The organism is Myxococcus sp. CA051A (assembly GCF_013336705.1).
GTDB lineage: Bacteria > Myxococcota > Myxococcia > Myxococcales > Myxococcaceae > Myxococcus > Myxococcus llanfairpwllgwyngyllgogerychwyrndrobwllllantysiliogogogochensis.
In genome coordinates this window covers 376,827-395,137 of sequence record NZ_JABUMS010000010.1, presented here as the reverse complement: position 1 = coordinate 395,137, position 18,311 = coordinate 376,827, and the positions used below count along the sequence as shown (strand labels likewise).

Genomic DNA, 18,311 nt, shown 5'->3' with positions numbered 1-18,311 from the left:
ACGATGGCCTCAGGAGGAACTCGAAGCCATGACGAAGCACCTGTATCCTCGAATCTTGTTGGTCGCCGCCCTGCTCGCCACCCAGGCCCACGCCGCGTCCCCATTCCTCAAGCCCGCTGACGAAGTCGTCGAACACGTCCGCAAGCGCTTCTTCGACGCGAAGCGCGGGGAGGCCTGGGCCACGAAGCACCAGGGCTATGGCGCCGCCGCCACCAGCGCGGAGGACTTCGCCCGCCTCACGCGCGCCGCCCTCGCCGAACTCAACGCCTCACACACCGCCTTCTACCCGCGCGACAGCGAGGGCTACGCCGGCCTCTCCGCCATCTTCCAGCGCTACCTCAAGCTCCCGAAGTACGAAGCCCCGAGCATCGGCGCCGATGTCATGGAAACCCCCGAGGGCTTCTTCGTCCGCCACGTCTTCGCCAACGGCCCCGCCGCCAAGGCCGGCCTGCTTCGCGGCGACCGGCTCGTCTCCGTCGAGGACAAACCCTTCACCTCCGTGACGGCCCTCACCCGACGCGTCGGCAAGCCCACGCGCTTCTCCGTCGAGCGCACCCACGGCTCCACCCCGCTCACCCTCACCATCACCCCTCGACTCATCAACCCGAAGTCCGAGTGGCTCGACGCCCAGAAGGCCAGCTCGCGCATCGTCGAACGCGGCGGCCGTCGCGTGGCCTACCAGCAGCTCTACTCCTGCGCGGGCCCCGAACATCAGGACCTGCTCGAGGAGACCCTCGCCGGGGACTTCTCCGCCGCGGATGCACTGGTCATCGACTTCCGCGATGGCTGGGGCGGCTGCAATCCCACCTTCCTCAACCTCTTCAACCGCACCGTCCCCGTCTTCACCGGCATCAGTCGCGAGGGCCGTCGCAACGCCTGGTCCGCCACCTGGCGCAAGCCCGTCGTCCTGCTCGTCAATGGCAACTCTCGCAGCGGCAAGGAGATGGTGGCCCTCGTCATGAAACAGCACGCCCTGGCCACCCTCGTGGGACAGCGCACCGCTGGCGCGGTCCTCGCGGGGACTCCGCTGCGTCTGTCCACCGGAGACCTGCTCTACCTCGCAGTGGAGGACGTGGAGGTTGACGGCGTACGCCTCGAAGGGCAGGGCGTCCCCGTGGATGTCGACGTCCCCGACTCACTGGCCTTCGCCTCGGGCAAGGACCCGCAGCTCGACAAGGCCCTCGACGTGGCGTCGGTCGCGCTCTCCCCGCGCTGAACCCGCTTCAGTGTCTCCAGCTGCCGTACAGGTATGCGAGCCCCGCCGCGAGCACCACCAACATGCCCAGCACGCTCCACGTCACGATGGAGCAACCCGGCGTGGACCGGGAGATGACGGGCAGCTTCTGCGTCTTCAGCTCCTCCACGAGCTGCGACAGTCGCCCCGTGTCGTAGCTCACCGGCTCACCCGTGCGAATCTTCCGCCCGAGCTCCTTCAGCGACTCCTCACCGAAGAAGCGCTCCGAGAGCAACAGGCTGCGCGCCTGGAGCATCCGGTCCGTCCCACCGCGAGCGGGGTCCAGTCCGCAGCCATCACAAGGCTCGAAAGCGCCTTCCTTCGTTTCGCCGCATCCCACACAGACGGCCACGCTCATGCCCCCATCCTAGCGCGACCGCCCAAGCCCTTGGTCAAGCCAACGTGACGCCGTGCCCCACCGCCTCCGCGTCCAGGTGCAGCCGCGCGCCCTCGTAGCGCAGCCCTCCCTGGAACGGATGCCGCGCGATGAACAGCGGCGTGTCCAGGTCCGCATACGTGAAGCCGCCCAGCCCCGCCGCCAGATGCGCCGACGCGCTCATCGCCAGCACGCTCTCCACCATCCCTCCCACCATCAGCTCCAGCCCCGCCGCTCGCGCCAGGCTCCACATCGTCAGCGCCTCCACCACGCCGCACTTCATCGTCTTGATGTTGATGCCGTGCGCCGCCCCCTCGCGGATGAGCCGCAGCACGTCCTTCGCCGAGCGCGCTGACTCGTCCGCGCAGATGCGGACTTTCGAGCGCCGAGCGACTTCCGCCATGCCCGCGAAGTCCGACGCCGGTACCGGCTGCTCCAGGAGCGCGAGCGGCACGTCCGCCCGCTCCAGCTCCTTCAAGAACGCCAGCGCCTCCGCCACGTCGTAACCGCCATTCGCATCCGCGAACAGTCGCGCCTGGGGCGCCACCTCGTGAATCGCCACCATCCGCGCCGCGTCCTCGTCCGGCGCGAGCGCCCCCACCTTCACCTTCAACGTGGTGATGCCCCGCTTCAGGATGGCCCGCGCCGACTCCGCCGCGTGCGGCACGTCACCCGCCGTCACCGTCATGTCGATGTCCAGCGTCGTCCCCGCGCCCCCGAGCATCACGTACAACGGCACGCGGTGATGTCGCGCCAGCGCATCCAGCACCGCCATCTCCACCCCCGCGCGCGCCGCCGGCGCCAACGCGAGCCCGTCGCCGAGCCACTCCGACAACGGCCTCCACGCACGCACGTCCTTGCCCAGGAGCCCCGCGTGCACCTGCTCCAGCGCAGCGAGCGTGCTCGCCTGCGTCTCTCCGCTCACCGCTGGAAACGGCGCCGCCTCGCCCAGCCCCACCGTGCCGTCCGCGAGTGTCAGTCGCACCAGCACGTTCTGTGCGATGTGCTGCGCCCCCGTGGCGATGGCGAAGGGCTCCGTCAGCGGCAAGTCGAGCGGCGTGAAGCGGACAGCGGTGATGAGCGTGGGCGTCATGTCGAGAGGCGCATCCTGGTCCGCTCCCTGGAAAGAAGGGGACACGCGAGAGGTAGGTTCATCGTATTCAACCCGGTGCTCCCAGGTGTCAGGGAGGCAGATGTGTGCCTCGCAGCCTCGGCTTGTGCCTGCAGCCCTTTCATGGCGACATGCGGGGACTCCGGACGTTTCCAGGAATTGCGGCCCCGTGATGGGGTTCCGGAGCTTTGCCTCCGGGTGACGTGGAAGCCCGGAGTGGGCGGGGCATGTCGGCGACGGACACGAGACAGGCAGTCCCGGGCGCGGATGCGCTGCTGGATGCGCTGGAGGAAGCGGAGCGCCATGACTCGGAAGGGTGCATGGTGTTGCGTGCCGTCCGCGACGAGTCCGGCGTCATCACCGACTTCGAGTGGCTCTGGTCCAACCCCGCCGCGTCGCGAGCGCTGGGCCGGGGCACCGACACGCTGCGCGGCCTGCGACTGAAGGACATCTCCCCCATCGCGGGTCTGGGTGGACGGCTGGCGGTGCTCAAGCAGGTGGTGGAGTCAGGCCGGACCGCCGCGGACAGCTTCCCGGAGGGCGACGCGTGGTTGCTCGGCACCGCGGTGCCGCTGCGGGACGGCGTGCTGTTGCGCCTGCGCGATGTCACCAGCGCCCTGCGCATGGAAGAGGGGCTGCGCGACACGCTGGACTGGGTGCGCGACGTGCTGGAGAGCACGCCCGAGGCCTTCTTCACCGTGGATGCGGAGTGGCGCATCACCTACGTCAACAGGCAGGCCGCCGAAATCACCGGCCGCACGCAGGAGCAGGTCTTCCGGCGGCTCTTGTGGCAGGCGTGCCCGGAGCTGGTCGGCACCTTGTTCGAGCGCGAGCTGCGCCGCGTGGCCGCCGAGGGTTCCTCCACCATCTTCGAGGTGCGCACCGCGCCGGACCGCTGGCACGAGGTGCATGCCTGGTGCTCGGGGCAGAACGTCTCCGTCTTCTCGCGCGACATCACCGGCAAGAAGCGCGCGGAGGCGGAGCGCGATGCCTTGCTGACGCGCGAGCACTCCGGCCGGCTGGAGGCGGAGGCCCTGGTGCGCGAGCGCACCGAGGAGCTGGTCGCCGCGCGCGAGCGCCTGGTGCAGTCGGAGAAGCTGGCCATGGCGGGCCAGCTCGCCGAGGGCGTGGGCCACGAAATCAACAACCCGCTCTCCTACGTCAGCGGCAATCTCCAGTTCGCGCTGGAGCAGTTGGAGCTGTCGATGGAGGGGGGCATCCTCGGGAAGAACGCGCCCCTGGCCGAGGCCCTGGAGGCGCTGCGAGAGGCCCGTGAAGGCGCCGAGCGCATCCGCGTCATCGTCCGCGACCTGCAGACGTTCGCCCGCGCGGATGAGCCGCACCTGTCCCCGGTGGACGTGCACGCGGCGCTGGAGTTCGGCCTCTCCATGGCCATGCCGCACCTGCGCTACCGCGCGGAGGTGGAGCGGCGCTTCGCCGAGGTGCCCACCGTCATGGCGCATGAGGCGCGGCTGGGGCAGGTGTTCCTGCACCTGCTCGTCAACGCGGCGCATGCGATTCCGGAAGGGGACTTCACCCGGCACCGCGTCACGCTCTCCACGCGCGTGGAGGGTCCGTGGGTGGTGGTGGAGGTGGCGGACACGGGCCACGGCATGACGCCCGAGGTCGCCGAGCGCGTCTTCGAGCCGTTCTTCACCACGCGCGCGGTGGGTGAGGGCAGCGGGCTGGGGTTGTCCACCAGCCTGGGCATGGTGCGCAGCATGCGTGGCGAACTCACCGTCAACACGACGCCGGGCGTGGGCAGCACCTTCAGCGTGCGCCTGCCGATGACGGAGGCGATACCGGACGCGGTGACGAAGGGCTCCACGCAGGAGGTGCCCGAGCGCAAGCGGGTGCTGGTGGTGGACGACGAGCCGCAGCTCGCGTCGCTGTTGCGGCGGCTGTTGGGGCAGCACCACGAGGTGGTGGTGAGGCACAGCGGGCGGGAGGCGCTGGCGCTCTTGGAGCAGGACGCGGACTTCGACCGTGTCTTCTGCGACTTGATGATGGCGGACGTGACGGGGATGGACCTGCACGCGGAGCTGTTGTCGCGCGGGCCGGAGCTGCTGTCGCGCTTCGTCTTCATGACGGGCGGCGCATTCACCGAGCGGGCGCGCGCGTTCCTGCAGACGGTGCCGTTGCCTCGAATCGAGAAGCCGTTCGACCCGGGGACGCTGCGGGCGCTGGTGGAGGGAGCACCTCCGCGCGCCAGGGCCTTGGGGCCGCTGGCGCGCGTGGCTCGGAGCGGGTGACTACAGCTTCACTTCCTCGCGGTCCGGGTGGGTGATGTACCCGGTGCCGGCCGTGACGAGCTTCTCCATCAGCTTGTCCAGGCCGTTGGAGCGCGCGAAGGCCATCTCGTTCTTGGTGACGCCCACGAGCGTGAGCAGCTGCACCTTGCCGCTGGGCAGGGCGAAGTGGTCGGGGCGGGACGGGTCCCGGACGAAGACGAAGCCTCCCAGCTTGGAGTCTCCGCCGTCGAGCGTGCCTTCCACCGGGTAGCGGTGGTTGAGGGCGAAGGCGCGCATCGTCACGAGGTTGTAGGCCATCATGTCCAGCAGCCGGAACACGGGCCACTTGGCCTGCTCTGGCGTGTGGATGACCATCTCGTAACCGATGCCACTGGGTGTCTCGTCGGTAATCTCGTCACCTGGGGCCACGGTGAAGGGATTGGACAGCCCGCTGGTGACATAGGTCCAGTAGGGGTAGTCCGGGCTCGGCGGCGCGGCGCGCACGCCCATGGGGCCCCAGTTGGGGTCTGCTTCACCTTCTACCTGTGCGAGGTCGCTCTCCATCCAGGCCTGGATGGCATCCGTCTGGTCGAGCGTGAAGACGCCTTCATCAATGGCGCCGAACATCTTGGGGTACTCGACTTCATCGCGGTCAGCCCAGCAGTCTTCGTACCACTGGATGAAGTCTTCGTCCGTCTCCGGTGCTTTCATGACGGGCCCACTCTAGAGGGTCACCCCGGTTTCTCAACTTCCCCGTGAGGGTCCCCCCTCGGACCTGGCAGGTGGGAAACAGGGGCCCTCCCTCCCGGCCGCCCCCCGAGGCCCCGGGGAAGGCGGGGGTCGCTGGCCTGTCTCCCCTCGGTGGGATAGGCGGGGGGCGAGGTCTCCGCCCGGGGAGGGCCACGTGGAGCATGCGTTTCGAGGGGTCGTGTCGGGGGGCTGCATCCGTGACGAGCAGGAGCTGATGCTGGTCGTCAGTCACCCCCATCCGGACAATGACTTCGGAGGCGGGCCGGGCCCGGTCGGGGAGTGGAACCAGCCCGTGGACGCGGAGGCGTACCAGGACCTGGTCGACTCCGGCGTCGACCCGGACGATGAGGAGGACTCCGGCGTCGACCCGGACGACGCCAGGTTCGAGGTGGATGATTACCAGCATGTAGCGGTGCGCACGGCGGGCGCGTGGACCCTGGAGCAGGTGGTGGTGGTGGGGACCATCGACGCCCTGTGTCGACTGGGAGCCAACCGCCATGGGGCGTTGGTCTCGTATGGCGGCTCGGCGCACTTCGTGGCCATCCGTTCGAGCGAAAGCGGGAAGTGGGAGTCGCTGGAGTACGAGGGCGTTCCGGAGGGGCTGGTGGAGACGCGGGTGTGCTTCAGCGGTGAGGACATCGTGATGGCGGGGAGCCGAGGTTTCGAGCTCGACTCGCCCGCGGAGGTGGGGCTGCTCGTGCGCGCCGAGGGAGCCATGCGCTGGACGCAGTCGCTGGGGCAGTTGCCAGGGCGGGTGCTCGCGCTGGACAACTGTCCAGGGGCGGCTGGGGCGCGGGTGCTCTATGCGGGCGGCCGGAGCCTCTGGATGCATGAGGAGGGCGGCTGGCGCGAGGTCCACTCGTTCCCGCGCGGGGAGGTGTCGTTCGTGCGGTGTTTCCCCTCGGGTGAGGTGATCGCCGGGACGACGCAGGGGGACGTCATCCTGGGTACGGCGGAGGCGTGCCGCGTCGTCGCTCGCGTCGGTCGCATCCACTCGGCCGAGCGGTGGGGGGGCGAGTTCTATGTGGCGGACGAGGAGAACGTCTATCGCGTGGATGCCTCGGGCTTCGAGCGGTGTGCCGTGCCCAAGGAGTCGTCCGTGGCGAGGAACGTGTCCGACGTGGGCATGCTCGTCGTGGGGAATGACCGGCTGTGGCTGGCCGGGAGCCACGTGCTGGCTTCGAGCACGGATGGGAAGCGCTGGACGACGCACCCGGTGCGGTGAGCCGAGGAGCGTTGCGTGAGCTCAAGGACCTCGGGCTCCCGATGGTTCATCATCCCGGCTGGGTTCGTGCCCGCTATCGAGGCAGGGCCGCGAGGAGCGTCGACGTGCCTATCAAGATGACCATTCGTGTGCGGAACAGGCTCGGACGCCCGTCGTCACTGGTGCTCGAGCCCTGGGGGGAAGTGGCTCTGCTGGCGGCGGGAGAGGTGGTGGAAATCCACGGCCAGGGCCCCGCCCCTGGAGAGGCGAAGGACGGCGGGCTCTTGCAGGTGGATATGACCGACGATGGAATCATCGTCTGGGGATGGAGCGGTTCTGACTTCGAGATTTCACGGTCCTCGGGGTCGTGAGACCTCACCCGGTCTGGATTTTCGGCAGGGGCCAGGGCTTGAGGCCTGAAATCTGCTCCGCCTCTTCCACCGCCATGTTCAGCCTTGCCCGCTCGCGCCGCACGTAGTCGCGCACCGCGCTGTCCAGCCTGCGGTCGAAAATCACGTGCGCGCTGTGCACCGCCGTGGGCTCGAAGCCCCGGGACACCTTGTGCTCGCCACCCGCGCCCGGCTCGAACACCTTGCGGCCCGCTCGGATGCAGTCGTCCACCGAGTGGTACAGACACACGTGGAAGTGCAGGAACGGGTGCTCCTCGATGCTCCCCCAGTAGCGTCCGTAGAGCCGCTCCTTCGTCGCCAGGTTGAAGGCCCCCGCGATGACCCGGCCCTCGCGCACCGCCTCCACCATCTCCACCGAGTCCGGCATCGCCTTGAAGACCCGCGAGAAGAAGTCCGGCGTGAGCTGCACCCGGCCCCAGGAGTGCCGCTCGCACGTGGCCTCGTAGAACTCATACGCGCGCTTCGCATGCGCCTGCGTCAGCTCCGCGCTTCGCACCGTGCGCAGCGTGATTCCCTGTGTGGCCGCCGCTGCTCGCTCGCGCTTGAGCTGATGTCTCCGCTTGGAGTCGAAGCGCGACAGGTAGTCGTCGTAGCTCGCGTAGCCCGGGTTCTTCCACTGGAACTGGAGCGTCACCCGCCGCGCCAGCCCCTGCTCCTCGAGGAAGTTCGCCTCTTCGTCCGTCGGGTAGAGGATGTGCACCGAGGAGCACCCCGCCTCCTGCGCGCTCTCCACCGCAGCGATCAGCAACGCCTTGCGCAGCGCGGGCACGTCCTCGCCCTGGGCGATGAGCATGCGCGGCACCGTGGCCGGTGACAGCGGCCCTCCGACGATGAGCTTCGGGTAGTACTCCACGCCGAGCCGGGCGGCCGCATCCGCCCACCCGAAGTCGTAGATGTACTCGCCCATGCTGTGGAACTTCCGGTACGCGGGCGCGGCGGCCACCAGCTTCGGGCCGCGCCATATCGTCAGGTGGTGCGGCGCCCAACCTGTCTCCTCGGTGGCGCTGCCGCTCTCCTCCATCGCCGCCAGCCATGCATGGCGCGCGAAGGGCGGCGCGTCCGGACCGGCGAGCGCGTCCCAGTCTGCGGCCGGGACGTCTGTCACTGCGTCGAGGATGCGGAGGCGGAGAGGGGTGTCTGTGGGCACGGGGGGCTGTTTTAACGCGCGCCGTGCGTTCTCGCCGCCTGGCCGTGGGCTTGCCTTCGCCCGGCCCTGCTGGAACCGCCAGGAGGCCCGTTCGCCGGGGGAGGAGGCTTTCGGGCCTCTTCCCCTCGGTTCGGCTCACTCCCGGGTACGACTGGCGGCTCAGGCCGCCCGGGCGGCGCCTGTGTCGTGCGCGGCCTCTCGGCGCGGCTCCGGCCACACCGCCCGCTGCGGCGTGGCGATGCGGATGACGCCCAGCTTCGCCAGCACGCGCATCACCTGCCACGTGGGGTCGATCTCGAACTTGCGCGCCGCGAAGTTCGGGCTGCTGCCGAACTTGTGGTGGTTGTTCTGGAACAGCTCACCCATGCAGAGCATCTCGACGGGCAGCGTGTTGCGCGACTTGTCGCTGCTGTCGAAGTTCCGGTAGCCGTACTTGTGCCCGCACCAGTTCACGATGGCGCCGTGCACCGGGCCCATCAGGAAGTGCACCGGCAACAGCAGGAACTGCCAGGGCGCCGTCGCGAAGGCCACGTAGAACGACGTGTACAGCCCCACCCAGAACAGCGTCGCCACCCAGGACGTGCGCAGCGTGTCGTCCACCAACGGCCACTCGGGATAGCCGCCGAGGAACCGAGCCTCCGGCTGCCCGCGACCCGCCGTGTAGTCCTCGTAGCGCTTCTTCGTGTGCAGCATCATCCGGAACACGTCCGTGAAGAAGTGCGGCGAGTGCGGGTCCTTCTCCGTGTCCGAGAAGGCGTGGTGCTCGCGGTGCAGAATCGCGTAGGCCTTGGGCGACAGGTACGACGAGCCCTGCACCAGATACGTGAGCAGGTGCATCACCCGCTCCGTGCGCGGACCCATGGTGTACATGCGGTGCGCGGAGTACCGGTGCTGGAAGAAGCTCTGAAAGAAGACACAGAGCAGCCAGTGCGAGACGAAGAAGACGAGGACGGCCATGGCGCTTTCCCGGGTCGGTGTCAGTGCCAGGAAAACACCGGCCATGTCATGGCCACGTCATCCCCGGCCGGAAGTTGCTCCCCGGTGACGACCGGGTGAGCCCTGACTTCATGCCGCCATCAGTCGGACGCGCTGCGCCAGGGCATGACGCGCGGTGACAGGGGCTCGATTTCCGGTACGGAGCACCTCTCACATTCATCGACAGGGGTGCACACGTGGAGCGGGCCGACATCGTCAAGCTGGACAAGGGGCACGTCTGGCACCCGTACACCGCCATGGAGGCGTACATCGCGGGGACGGACCCGCTCGTCATCTCCCGTGCGGAAGGGCCCTACCTCTTCGACGTGGATGGCCGGCGCTACCTCGACGCGAATGGCTCCTGGTGGGTGTCCACCCTGGGCCACCGCCACCCGCGCCTCCTGCGCGCCCTCACGGAGCAGGCGGGCCAGCTGCCCCATGTCTCGCTCGCGGGCATCACCCACGAGCCCGCCGCCGCGCTCGCCTCGGAGCTGGTGGCGATGGCCCCCGGCGCGGACCGCCCGGAGCTGCCCGCCGGTGAGCGGCTGACGCGCGCCTTCTACTCCGACAACGGCAGCACCGCGGTGGAGGTGGCCATCAAGATGACCGCCCAGTACTGGGCGCAGAATGGCCAGCCTCGCCGCACGCGCTTCATCACCCTGTCCGGCGCGTTCCACGGAGAGACCATCGGCTCCACCAGCGTGGGCGGCGTGCCCCTGTTCCGCGAGGTGTTCGGGCCGCTGCTCTTCGACGTGGTGCATGTGCCGTCTCCAGCGGAGGAGGGCGGCTGGGAGCGCGCCTTCGCCCAGGTGCAAGCCGCGCTGAGCGCGCACCCGGACGAGATTGCCGGCGTCATCGTGGAGCCCATCATCCAGGGCGCCGCGGGCATGCAGATGTACTCGCCGGACTTCCTGCGCGCGGTGCGCGAGGCCACCCGCGCGGTGGACACCTTCCTCATCGCCGATGAGGTCTTCACTGGCCTGGGCCGCACCGGGGCTCGCTTCGCCGTGGACCTGGCGGGCGTGGTGCCGGACCTGCTCTGTCTGGCCAAGGCGCTCTCGGGCGGACTGATGCCTTTTGCCGTGACGCTCGCGTCCGAGCGCATCTTCTCGGGCTTCCTCGGCGCGTCGTCGCGCGCGCTGTATTACGGGCACTCGTACTGCGGCAATCCGCTGGGCGCGGCCGTCGCTCGCGAGGTGCTCGCCGTGTATCGCGACGAGGACGTGCTGGGCCAGGTGGCGCGCAAGGCGCCGAAGGTGAAGGCCGCCTTCGAGCGCATGGCCGCGACGCTTCCCGGGCTCGTGCGCCCGCGTGCCATCGGCATGGTGGGCGCGGTGGACCTGGGCGGTGGGGGCTACCTCGCGAGCAGCGGGTGGCGCGTGTACGAGGCGGCTCGGCGACGCGGGCTCTACCTGCGCCCGCTCGGTGACACCGTGTACATCGCGCCCGCGCTCAACATCCCCGACGCCGCGCTCGATGAACTGCTGGCGGGCGTGGAGGACTCGCTGCGCGAGGTGGCGCGCGGCTGACGGTGCGCCCCCGCGAGATGCCTCGGCGCGCGGCGGGTGCCGGAGGTGATTCGGCTCACGTCAGGAGGGCACGGTGGGTGACGGCGCCCCGTGAAATGTCGTGGAGCCGAGGTGTCTCGGCTCTCGTCAGGACGGCCCGGGCGGTAGCACCGAGTCCGCGCGGGCGATGCGGCGCTCCTGTCGGAACAGGAGCATCTCCCGGACGAGAATCTGCACGGTGGCCGCGACGGGCACCGCCACCACCGCGCCGACGACACCCGCCAGCTCCGCGCAGAACAGCACCGCCAGCAGGATGAGCAGCGGGTTGACGTGCACCGTGCGACGGAAGACGAGCGGCGCCAGCACGTTGCCCTCCAACTGCCCGTACAGCACGAAGTACGTCAGCACCCCCAGCGCCATCCACATCCCGCCCGTCGCCCACGTCAGCAGCGTGATGAAGCCTCCCGCCACCACCGGTCCCGCGTAGGGCACCATGCTGGAGAAGCCACTCACGATGCCCAGCGGCAGGAAGTACGGCACGCCCAGCGCCGCCAGCACGGTGGACGTGAGCAGCGCGTTGAAGGTGCAGATGAGCGTGAGCCCCGTCAGGTACCCGCCCGTGGCCCGGTACACGTTGCGCAAGACTCGCACATAGCGCATCCGGTGCTCCGGCTTGGGCAAATCCAACAGTCGCTTCAGCAGACCGCCGCCGAACACCAGCATGAAGACGACGAGGAAGAAGACGCTGAGCGCGCCTCCCACGAGCCCCACCATGCTGCCAATGGCATGAACCACCAGCCCCGGCAGCGTCCCCGTGGCGAGCTCCGGCGTGGCGTCCTCGAGCTGCCGTGCCCAGCCCAGGTTCTGCAATCGCTCGTTCAGCCCCCGGAAGGGACGCGACTCGCGCACCTCCTGCCAGAGATGCGGCCACTGCACCACCAGCGCATCCACCTGCGCCGCCGCCGCCGGAATCACCAGCAACGCCAGCAGCGCCAGCACCGTCATCGCGGCGAGCAGCATCGTCGCGATGGCCAGCGCCCGAGGCATCTTCCACCGCTCCAGCCGCGAGACGCCGTGCTCCAACGCCAGCGCCAGCAGCGCCGCGATGCCCGTCAACGTGAGGGCGACCCGCGTGCGCACCACCAGCACCACGAGCGCCAGCACCGCCAGCACCACGAAGCACACGGTGAACACCGTCTTCGGTGTCACCTGGGAGCCCTGTCTCGTTTCCCCCTGCTCCGCCACCGTACCCCCACGCGACAGACACCTCGCCTCGTGGGGGTATGCAGTGCCTCGCCTGGATGCCAGCCTCCCCGCCCGGAGGCGCCAGTGGATGTCAGGTCGACTCCACCCGCGCCCGGGACTTCCGGCATGGCGTGTTCATGCGCCGACAGTGACGATGACGCACGCGCCCCTTCTTGGAGAGGCGCGCCCGCCCCGCGACGCACGACGTCAGTTGCGCGAGGGGAAGATGCCTTCCAGCGCGATGATGAAGTTGATGGCCAGGAACGGAGACATGTTGTTGTGCGGCTGGCTGCCGCCCGCGACTCCAATGGCCGCCGGGTTCATCGTCCCGTCGATGGGCGCGGCCCGGTAGTTGAGGACCGTCGCGGTGCTGTCCGCCGCCAGCACCACGCCGATGGGCGTCTCCGTGTCGCCCTGCTGCGAGCTGACGTTGAGGGTGTGGTTGTGCGCTGGCATCTGCGTCGAAATCAGCGTCACCGTCTCCGACCCTCCCTGCTCGCCCAGGGTCCGGGGCGACAGGCCAGGCCCCTGTCCCGGCTGCATCGGATAGCGCCCGCGCAGGTCCGGCAGCGCGAAGGTCGTCTGCCCGTTGCCTCCATACGTCGTGCCCAGGATGGAGAAGAGCGCGGTGTTCTGCGCGATGGAGAGCAGCTGGCCCTGGCAGAACGCCCAGCCGCGCGGAGCGAAGTTTCCCCCGAACAGCCGGATTTCACCGATAAATGGCTCGGACACGTGTACGCCTTTCGTTGCTTGAGTGTGTGTGTTTCACGCGAAACCCAGCACGTGTCGCTCTCCTGAGCAAAGCATCGGCCACACTTCTTTCATGGGTCGTTTTGGAGTCAGGCCCCGCTGTGGGACGCGTGCTTCCCGAGTGGGCACGGGGGTCTCATGTGTCCCGTGCCCCATCGCGTCATGCGTTCCGGTGTGACGCGAGTCGCGTTCTGGAAGAACGCGGGGGAGGGCTGTTTCGCGTGAGCCATTTCGAGCCACAATCCCTCACGCCCTGCTGAGTGGGGCGTGCACCCCGACACAATCCATCCTGGCTCGTGACTTGCTCTGTGCCTTGGCCCTGAGTTCCACGACGAGGAGACCACCCATGGCTCAAATGAACTGGCGACACCCCACGTATTGGACGCGGGGGTTCCGCGCGCTACCGGTGACGGCGTTGTTGCTGTTGTCCGCATGTGAAGAAGGACCTGAAGGTCCCCAGGGGCCTCAAGGCCCCGCGGGCCCCGCCGGTGCTCAAGGCGCCGCGGGTCCTGAAGGCGCGCAGGGTGCTCAGGGCGACCTGGGCCCCAAGGGAGACACCGGTGACGTGGGGCCGGCCGGTCCAGCGGGGCCTGAAGGTCCCGAAGGCCCCGAGGGCCCTCCGGGTCCCGCCAATGGACCGCGAGGTGAGGAAGGAAAGCCCGCGGTGGCTCGCACGACGCTGGAGCCGGCGGGTGCCAACTGCGCCACGGGTGGCGTGAAGCTGGAGGCGGGCGTCGACGACAACGAAGACGACGACCTGGATGACGACGAGGTGGATGTCACCAGCTACGTGTGCAACGGCGCGCAGGGACCGCAAGGCGTCGAGGGGCCGAGGGGCGACACGGGGCCGCAGGGCAACGTGGGCCAGCAGGGGCCCCAGGGACAGCAGGGCGTCCAGGGACAGCAGGGTGAGACCGGCGCGCAGGGCAACGTGGGTCCGGCGGGTCCGGTGGGTCCCGCGGGTCCGGTGGGTCCGCGCGGTGATACCGGCCCTCAGGGTGAGACGGGCCCGGAGGGGCAGCAGGGCGCCACGGGCCTGAGCGCGCTGGTGCGCACGTCGGCCGAGGCGTCCGGGGCCAATTGCGCCACCGGCGGTGTGAAGCTGGAAGTGGGCGTGGACGCCAACCGCAACAACACGCTGGACACCTCCGAGGTCAACGCGGCGCTGACGCGCTACGTGTGCGCGGGGCCGCAGGGGCCGCAGGGGTTGAAGGGCGACCAGGGTTCGCAAGGTCTGCAGGGACAGACGGGTCCGCAGGGCGCCGCGGGCATCCACTCGGTGGCGGCGACGGCGGCCGAGCCGGCGGGCGCGAACTGTGCCACCGGGGGTGTGCGGCTGCAGTTCGGGCAGGACTCCAACGGCAACGGCGTGCTGGATGCCGGCGAGGTCATCGCGGCGCTGACCCGGTACGTCTGCGCGGGGGCCCAGGGACCGCAGGGTGTCCCCGGTGCGCAGGGCACGCAGGGTACGCCGGGCACCACGGGGGCGACGGGCGCGACAGGAGCGACGGGGGCCACGGGCTCGCAGGGGCCGCAGGGGCCGGCGGGTTCGACGGGGGTCTACGGTGACGGCTCGGGTGGCTTGCTCAACGTTCCCATCGGCAACACGCTGGACCTCACCACGGTCGGTGGTTTCAACACCCTGGCGGGGCGGCAGCACCTCCAGTTCTCGACGGTGACCATCGCTGGCACCCTCATCCTCCCGAGCGGCACGGTCATCCGCTCCACGGGTGATGTCACCATCTCCGGAACCATCACCGTGGACCAGGGCACCGAAGACAGCGGCGCGGGCCCCGCGACGGCGGGCGTGTCGCGGGCCGCCGCTGGCGAGCCGCAGAAGGGCCTGGGCTTGCAGCCGCTCCAGGGCGCGCAGCTCCTTCGGCCGGGTCCCCAGGGCGGTGGTTCTGGCGCGAAGGCCGTGGGGGTGAGTGGCGCCGGAGGTGGCGGCTCGCTGGTCATCCTCTCGCAGGGCAACGTGCGGGTGCAGCCGACCTCCGCCATCAACGCGAACGGCGACCCGGGTGGGACGTTGGGCAATACCCCTGGCGCCGGTGGTGGTGCGGGTGGCGTCGTCGTCATCGTGGGCAAGGCCAGCGTGACGGTGGGCGGCTCCATCCGCGCGGTGGGCGGTCGCGGCGGAGATGGCAACAGCGCGGGCGGCGCTGGCAAGGGTGGTGGTGGCGGCGGCGGCGGCGGCATCATCCACTTGCTCTCCAGCACCAGTCCCGCCGTGACGGGCACCCTCGACGTGAGTGCTGGCGCAGCGGGTACCACCGCTCCTCCCGTCAGCCCGAGCACCGCCGTCGCGGCGGGCGGCGGCGGCGGCGCGATGGGTGGTGACGGTGGCGATGGTGGTGCCACGGGCATCACGTCTGGCGCCGGCGCACCGGGCCTCTCCTTCCAGACCGTGACTCCCGTGCCGGAGAACATCTTCCTCTAAGTGGAGGAGGACGCATCCCGCCGTCCGGTCCTCACGGCCCGGCGGCGGAAGGTTTGCTGGGCGCAGTGAATCGCCGGACGGGGCGGCTCGCAGACGAGTCGGGGGGACCGCTGGCATCCAGGCCATGGACGTGGCGCGAGCGGCCCCGTGCCGGTTCGTGGCTTCATCACCCGGGTCATTCGGATGACCCCGGAGCAAGCGCGCGGACGGGCCCCTGGTTGTCTGTCTTCAGGGCCTCCGCGCGCTTCTTCGCCTTTCCCCGGCGACCGCCCGCGTGACGCGCAATCGGCGCGCGGCCCGTTCGTGTTCCGGGGGCATGGCGCGCTTCCCCCAAGCCGGGCCCTGTCGCCCTCAGCCCGCACGTGACGCGGGTGTCCACTCCATGGCCACGTATGGAGAATCTTCCCGCACGGGCAAAGTGCCTGGCTCCACCTGGAAGCCCAGGCGCGAGTACAGCCCGCGCGCGGGACTGTCATGGAGCACATGCAGGCGCACGCACACGCGTGCCTCGCCCGCGGCCTCCAGCAGCTCGCGCAAGAGCTGTGTGCCCAGGCCCCCGCCCCGGTGCGAGGACAGCAGCGCGATGTCCACCAGCCGCCACTCCTTCTCACCGCGCACCACCAGCAACCTGCCCGCCGGCTGACCGTCCACCAACACCACCCGGTCCTCCGCCGTCGGATACCGCGCGCCCCAGTCACGTCCCCGGGCCAGCCACTGCATTCGCAGGAACGCCTCGCGCTGCGCGGGTGTCCAACCCCACGCCGCCAGCTCGCCCTCCCGCGCGCTGACGTACAGGGCGAAGAGGAAGTCGTTGTCGGAGGGGGCGATGGGACGAGAAGCCAGGGGCACGGTGCCGCGAAGCATGTCCGCGCGGGCCGCCACGCGTCCACCGCTCGACACCCCGGGCGGGCCTCGTCCGCCATCCGACGTGCCCGTGAAGCAACCGCGAACACCGACGTCCGTGGATTCGAGGTCCACACGTCAGACCTGGATGAGAGCTTCGGGGCAATCCCGACAGGAGCACGAGATGAAGAAGACGCGAGACCCTGAACTGACCCTGGCCCTCCAGGAGGCCCGCGAGACGGAGGACCGGTGGCGAGGGCTCGCCACGCGGCTGCTGGAGCTGGGGGATGACGCGATGGACGCGCAGTTGCTCGTCGCCTTCCGCGCCGCGCGCGAAGAGGGCGTCGTTCCTCCGGACGCGGGCTTCTTCCTGGTGGCCCACATCCTCACCGCCATGGCGGACGAGGCGCTGACGGAGGTACCGCGCGTCCAGCGGCTCGCGCTGGAGCTGGACCTGATGGAGCGCGAGTACGGCATGGAGGACGGCTGCTGGCAGGACGACGAGGAGCCGCCGCCGGAGGACTGGGAAGCCCTGCTCGCCGAATACGAGAACGCCTGCGACGAGGCCCGCGCCGCCTTCTTCCGCGCCTACGGCGAGGAGGACATGGCCCGGCTGTACGTGGAGGACCGCGTCTGCTTCCACCGCCGCTTCGAGTGTGGCCGCCGCTTCTTCCACGGCCTGCCCATGCTCCCCGAGCATCTCCACTGACCCACTTCCTTCGTGGAGCGGTGCGTCATTCTCGGGAGCTGATGAAGTGTGTCTTCGCGGAACGAGAAATCGAGAGGGGAAGATTTCCGGGGGGCCGCGTTCATCAGCGTGCCGACCGGGTCCGCCCATTTCGCGGGGTGTCCTTCCGCGCGTGTCTCCCCGCCCCAGAGGGGGCTGACGCGTGCGCATCCGGAGGCGCTCGGGGGTTGTCCGTCGCGAGCCCGGTGTGGGGTTTCGCGGTGGAAGAGGGTGGAGGTGGGCCTGGGGGCCTGTCTTCGCCCTCGCCTGCGCTCGCGAGGCCACGATGACGTGGCGCGGCACAGCGTTACGGAAACTTTACGCTCACAATTCTGTCAATTAGCCGGGCTACAGGGTGGCGCAACGCGACTTTGATGCCCACTCTTGCGCGGCACTGGCGTTTTCCAACGTCGCACCCTATTTCGCCGCACGACTTCGGGTGGCGCCGAGCGGGCCGGAACGGAAGTCAATGCATACCAAGAAGGGTACAGAGACTCGAAACTCCAAGGCGAGTCTCTAGCGCGCGGCGCGCGTCTCCGAACGAAGTCCCCTCCAAGGGCTCGGGGCCGCGCGCCGCCGCACTTTTCTGGGCGGATTAGAGTGCGCCGCCATGACGACTTCTCAGGCCACCCGGCTGTTGGACCTGCTCTGGGAGCGCTACGCCTCCGAGGTGCCGTTTGCCCGCACCTTCGTGCAGCTCTCCGGGGGCAGCTTTCGCAATGACCATGTCGCGCTGCGCTCGCTGGCGCGGCCCGGGGGCGGCATCGCCCTCTTCTCGCGGCCCTTCGAGCGGCTGGGCTGGAAGCCCGCGGGGGCATACACCTTCCCCGACGCGCACCTGTCCGCCATCTACCTGTCGCATCCGGCGGGGCTGCCGCGCGTCTTCATCTCCGAGCTGAAGTCGGAGGAGCTGTCGCCGCGCGCTCGCGAGCTGCTCGGCACGCTGCCGGACGATCCGCCGCCGCCCGAGGACGTGGACGCGCTGGCGGCGTGGTTCTGCTCGCCGCCGCCGCCGTCGGAGGCCGCGCTGCTGGAGCTGGAGAAGGAGTCGCAGTACGGCGCCTGGCTCCTGGCCTTCGGCCGCAAGGTGAACCACTTCACCGGCTCGGTGGATGACGTGGAGGTCTGGCAGCAGCGCATGCGGGAGGCGGGCGTGCCCATGAAGGCGGACATCGAGGGCGCGCCGGGCACGTCGCTGCGGCAGACCGCCACCCAGGCCGCGCCGCTGTCGGTGACGCTGCGCGAGGGGGGCCGCCGTCCGTGGCCCTACGCGTACTTCGAGATTGCCCAGCGCGCGCCGGACTTCGACGGGTTCCTGGGGCCGCAGGCGCGCGCGCTGTTCGACATGACGAAGCGCTGA

At 69.7% G+C, this 18,311-nt stretch carries 16 protein-coding genes; 8 read left to right on the top strand and 8 right to left on the bottom strand.

Going from position 1 to position 18,311, the window contains the following annotated elements; all coding sequences use genetic code 11:
- Positions 1 to 28 precede the first annotated feature (28 nt).
- The gene (locus tag HUA74_RS28720) at positions 29 to 1,216 is read left to right on the top strand and encodes a S41 family peptidase (protein WP_174457094.1); all 1,188 of its coding nucleotides are present in this window, start codon (positions 29 to 31) and stop codon (positions 1,214 to 1,216) included.
- A 7-nt stretch (positions 1,217 to 1,223) separates the two neighbouring features.
- On the opposite strand, the gene HUA74_RS28715 is transcribed toward HUA74_RS28720, so the two are convergent.
- Both HUA74_RS28715 and HUA74_RS28710 read right to left on the bottom strand, forming a co-directional pair.
- A complete protein-coding gene (locus HUA74_RS28715; RefSeq protein WP_141641153.1) occupies positions 1,224 to 1,592 on the bottom strand; it encodes a hypothetical protein in 369 nt (122 codons plus the stop codon).
- A gap of 34 nt (positions 1,593 to 1,626) precedes the next feature.
- Positions 1,627 to 2,703, bottom strand: coding sequence for a dipeptide epimerase (locus tag HUA74_RS28710; protein ID WP_174457093.1), 1,077 nt, complete (start codon positions 2,701 to 2,703; stop codon positions 1,627 to 1,629).
- A 245-nt stretch (positions 2,704 to 2,948) separates the two neighbouring features.
- On the opposite strand from HUA74_RS28710, the gene HUA74_RS28705 reads away from it, so the two are divergent.
- Positions 2,949 to 4,973 (top strand): ATP-binding protein, encoded by a 2,025-nt coding sequence (locus tag HUA74_RS28705; protein ID WP_174457092.1) that lies wholly within the window; start codon positions 2,949 to 2,951, stop codon positions 4,971 to 4,973.
- Here HUA74_RS28705 and HUA74_RS28700 read toward each other — a convergent pair whose 3' ends face one another.
- Positions 4,974 to 5,663: a suppressor of fused domain protein gene (locus HUA74_RS28700; RefSeq protein ID WP_141641155.1), complete on the bottom strand. Its 690-nt coding sequence runs from the start codon at positions 5,661 to 5,663 to the stop codon at positions 4,974 to 4,976.
- A gap of 193 nt (positions 5,664 to 5,856) precedes the next feature.
- On the opposite strand from HUA74_RS28700, the gene HUA74_RS28695 reads away from it, so the two are divergent.
- Together HUA74_RS28695 and HUA74_RS28690 are read left to right on the top strand one after the other, a co-directional pair.
- Complete coding sequence (locus HUA74_RS28695; protein ID WP_174457091.1) at positions 5,857 to 6,927, top strand: hypothetical protein; 1,071 nt, start codon at positions 5,857 to 5,859, stop codon at positions 6,925 to 6,927.
- 104 nt (positions 6,928 to 7,031) lie between these two features.
- Positions 7,032 to 7,277, top strand: coding sequence for a hypothetical protein (locus HUA74_RS28690; protein WP_174457090.1), 246 nt, complete (start codon positions 7,032 to 7,034; stop codon positions 7,275 to 7,277).
- A gap of 4 nt (positions 7,278 to 7,281) precedes the next feature.
- Here the strand turns inward: HUA74_RS28690 and HUA74_RS28685 are convergent, their stop codons facing one another.
- Positions 7,282 to 8,463, bottom strand: coding sequence for a GNAT family N-acetyltransferase (locus tag HUA74_RS28685; protein WP_174457089.1), 1,182 nt, complete (start codon positions 8,461 to 8,463; stop codon positions 7,282 to 7,284).
- A 159-nt stretch (positions 8,464 to 8,622) separates the two neighbouring features.
- Positions 8,623 to 9,420, bottom strand: a complete 798-nt coding sequence (locus HUA74_RS28680) for an acyl-CoA desaturase (RefSeq protein ID WP_174457088.1) — start codon at positions 9,418 to 9,420, stop codon at positions 8,623 to 8,625.
- A gap of 215 nt (positions 9,421 to 9,635) precedes the next feature.
- On the opposite strand from HUA74_RS28680, the gene bioA reads away from it, so the two are divergent.
- Entirely contained in the window at positions 9,636 to 10,967 is a 1,332-nt protein-coding gene (gene bioA, locus HUA74_RS28675) for an adenosylmethionine--8-amino-7-oxononanoate transaminase (protein WP_174457087.1), read from the top strand.
- Between the two features lie 126 nt (positions 10,968 to 11,093).
- On the opposite strand, the gene HUA74_RS28670 is transcribed toward bioA, so the two are convergent.
- The gene (locus tag HUA74_RS28670; RefSeq protein WP_174457086.1) at positions 11,094 to 12,191 is read right to left on the bottom strand and encodes an AI-2E family transporter; all 1,098 of its coding nucleotides are present in this window, start codon (positions 12,189 to 12,191) and stop codon (positions 11,094 to 11,096) included.
- A 207-nt stretch (positions 12,192 to 12,398) separates the two neighbouring features.
- On the bottom strand, positions 12,399 to 12,923 hold the full coding sequence (locus tag HUA74_RS28665) for a phage tail protein (RefSeq protein ID WP_141641161.1): 525 nt from the start codon (positions 12,921 to 12,923) through the stop codon (positions 12,399 to 12,401).
- 364 nt (positions 12,924 to 13,287) lie between these two features.
- On the opposite strand from HUA74_RS28665, the gene HUA74_RS28660 reads away from it, so the two are divergent.
- Positions 13,288 to 15,381 (top strand): collagen-like protein, encoded by a 2,094-nt coding sequence (locus HUA74_RS28660; RefSeq protein WP_174457085.1) that lies wholly within the window; start codon positions 13,288 to 13,290, stop codon positions 15,379 to 15,381.
- Between the two features lie 351 nt (positions 15,382 to 15,732).
- On the opposite strand, the gene HUA74_RS28655 is transcribed toward HUA74_RS28660, so the two are convergent.
- Positions 15,733 to 16,359 carry a GNAT family N-acetyltransferase gene (locus HUA74_RS28655; RefSeq protein ID WP_371817317.1) on the bottom strand — a complete coding sequence of 209 codons (627 nt, stop codon included), beginning with the start codon at positions 16,357 to 16,359 and terminating at the stop codon, positions 15,733 to 15,735.
- A gap of 49 nt (positions 16,360 to 16,408) precedes the next feature.
- Here HUA74_RS28655 and HUA74_RS28650 point away from each other — a divergent pair, with 49 nt between their 5' ends.
- Both HUA74_RS28650 and HUA74_RS28645 read left to right on the top strand, forming a co-directional pair.
- Positions 16,409 to 16,933, top strand: coding sequence for a hypothetical protein (locus HUA74_RS28650; protein ID WP_141641163.1), 525 nt, complete (start codon positions 16,409 to 16,411; stop codon positions 16,931 to 16,933).
- A gap of 628 nt (positions 16,934 to 17,561) precedes the next feature.
- The gene (locus HUA74_RS28645) at positions 17,562 to 18,311 is read left to right on the top strand and encodes a DUF1338 domain-containing protein (protein ID WP_174457084.1); all 750 of its coding nucleotides are present in this window, start codon (positions 17,562 to 17,564) and stop codon (positions 18,309 to 18,311) included.

What these genes read in the sequence shown, in the direction of transcription:
- HUA74_RS28720 (WP_174457094.1), top strand. Translation starts at nt 29, where the DNA reads ATGACGAAGCACCTGTATCCTCGAATCTTGTTGGTCGCCGCCCTGCTC.
- HUA74_RS28715 (WP_141641153.1), bottom strand. Translation starts at nt 1,592, where the DNA reads ATGAGCGTGGCCGTCTGTGTGGGATGCGGCGAAACGAAGGAAGGCGCT.
- HUA74_RS28710 (WP_174457093.1), bottom strand. Translation starts at nt 2,703, where the DNA reads ATGACGCCCACGCTCATCACCGCTGTCCGCTTCACGCCGCTCGACTTG.
- HUA74_RS28705 (WP_174457092.1), top strand. Translation starts at nt 2,949, where the DNA reads ATGTCGGCGACGGACACGAGACAGGCAGTCCCGGGCGCGGATGCGCTG.
- HUA74_RS28700 (WP_141641155.1), bottom strand. Translation starts at nt 5,663, where the DNA reads ATGAAAGCACCGGAGACGGACGAAGACTTCATCCAGTGGTACGAAGAC.
- HUA74_RS28680 (WP_174457088.1), bottom strand. Translation starts at nt 9,420, where the DNA reads ATGGCCGTCCTCGTCTTCTTCGTCTCGCACTGGCTGCTCTGTGTCTTC.
- HUA74_RS28660 (WP_174457085.1), top strand. Translation starts at nt 13,288, where the DNA reads ATGGCTCAAATGAACTGGCGACACCCCACGTATTGGACGCGGGGGTTC.
- HUA74_RS28650 (WP_141641163.1), top strand. Translation starts at nt 16,409, where the DNA reads ATGAAGAAGACGCGAGACCCTGAACTGACCCTGGCCCTCCAGGAGGCC.
- HUA74_RS28645 (WP_174457084.1), top strand. Translation starts at nt 17,562, where the DNA reads ATGACGACTTCTCAGGCCACCCGGCTGTTGGACCTGCTCTGGGAGCGC.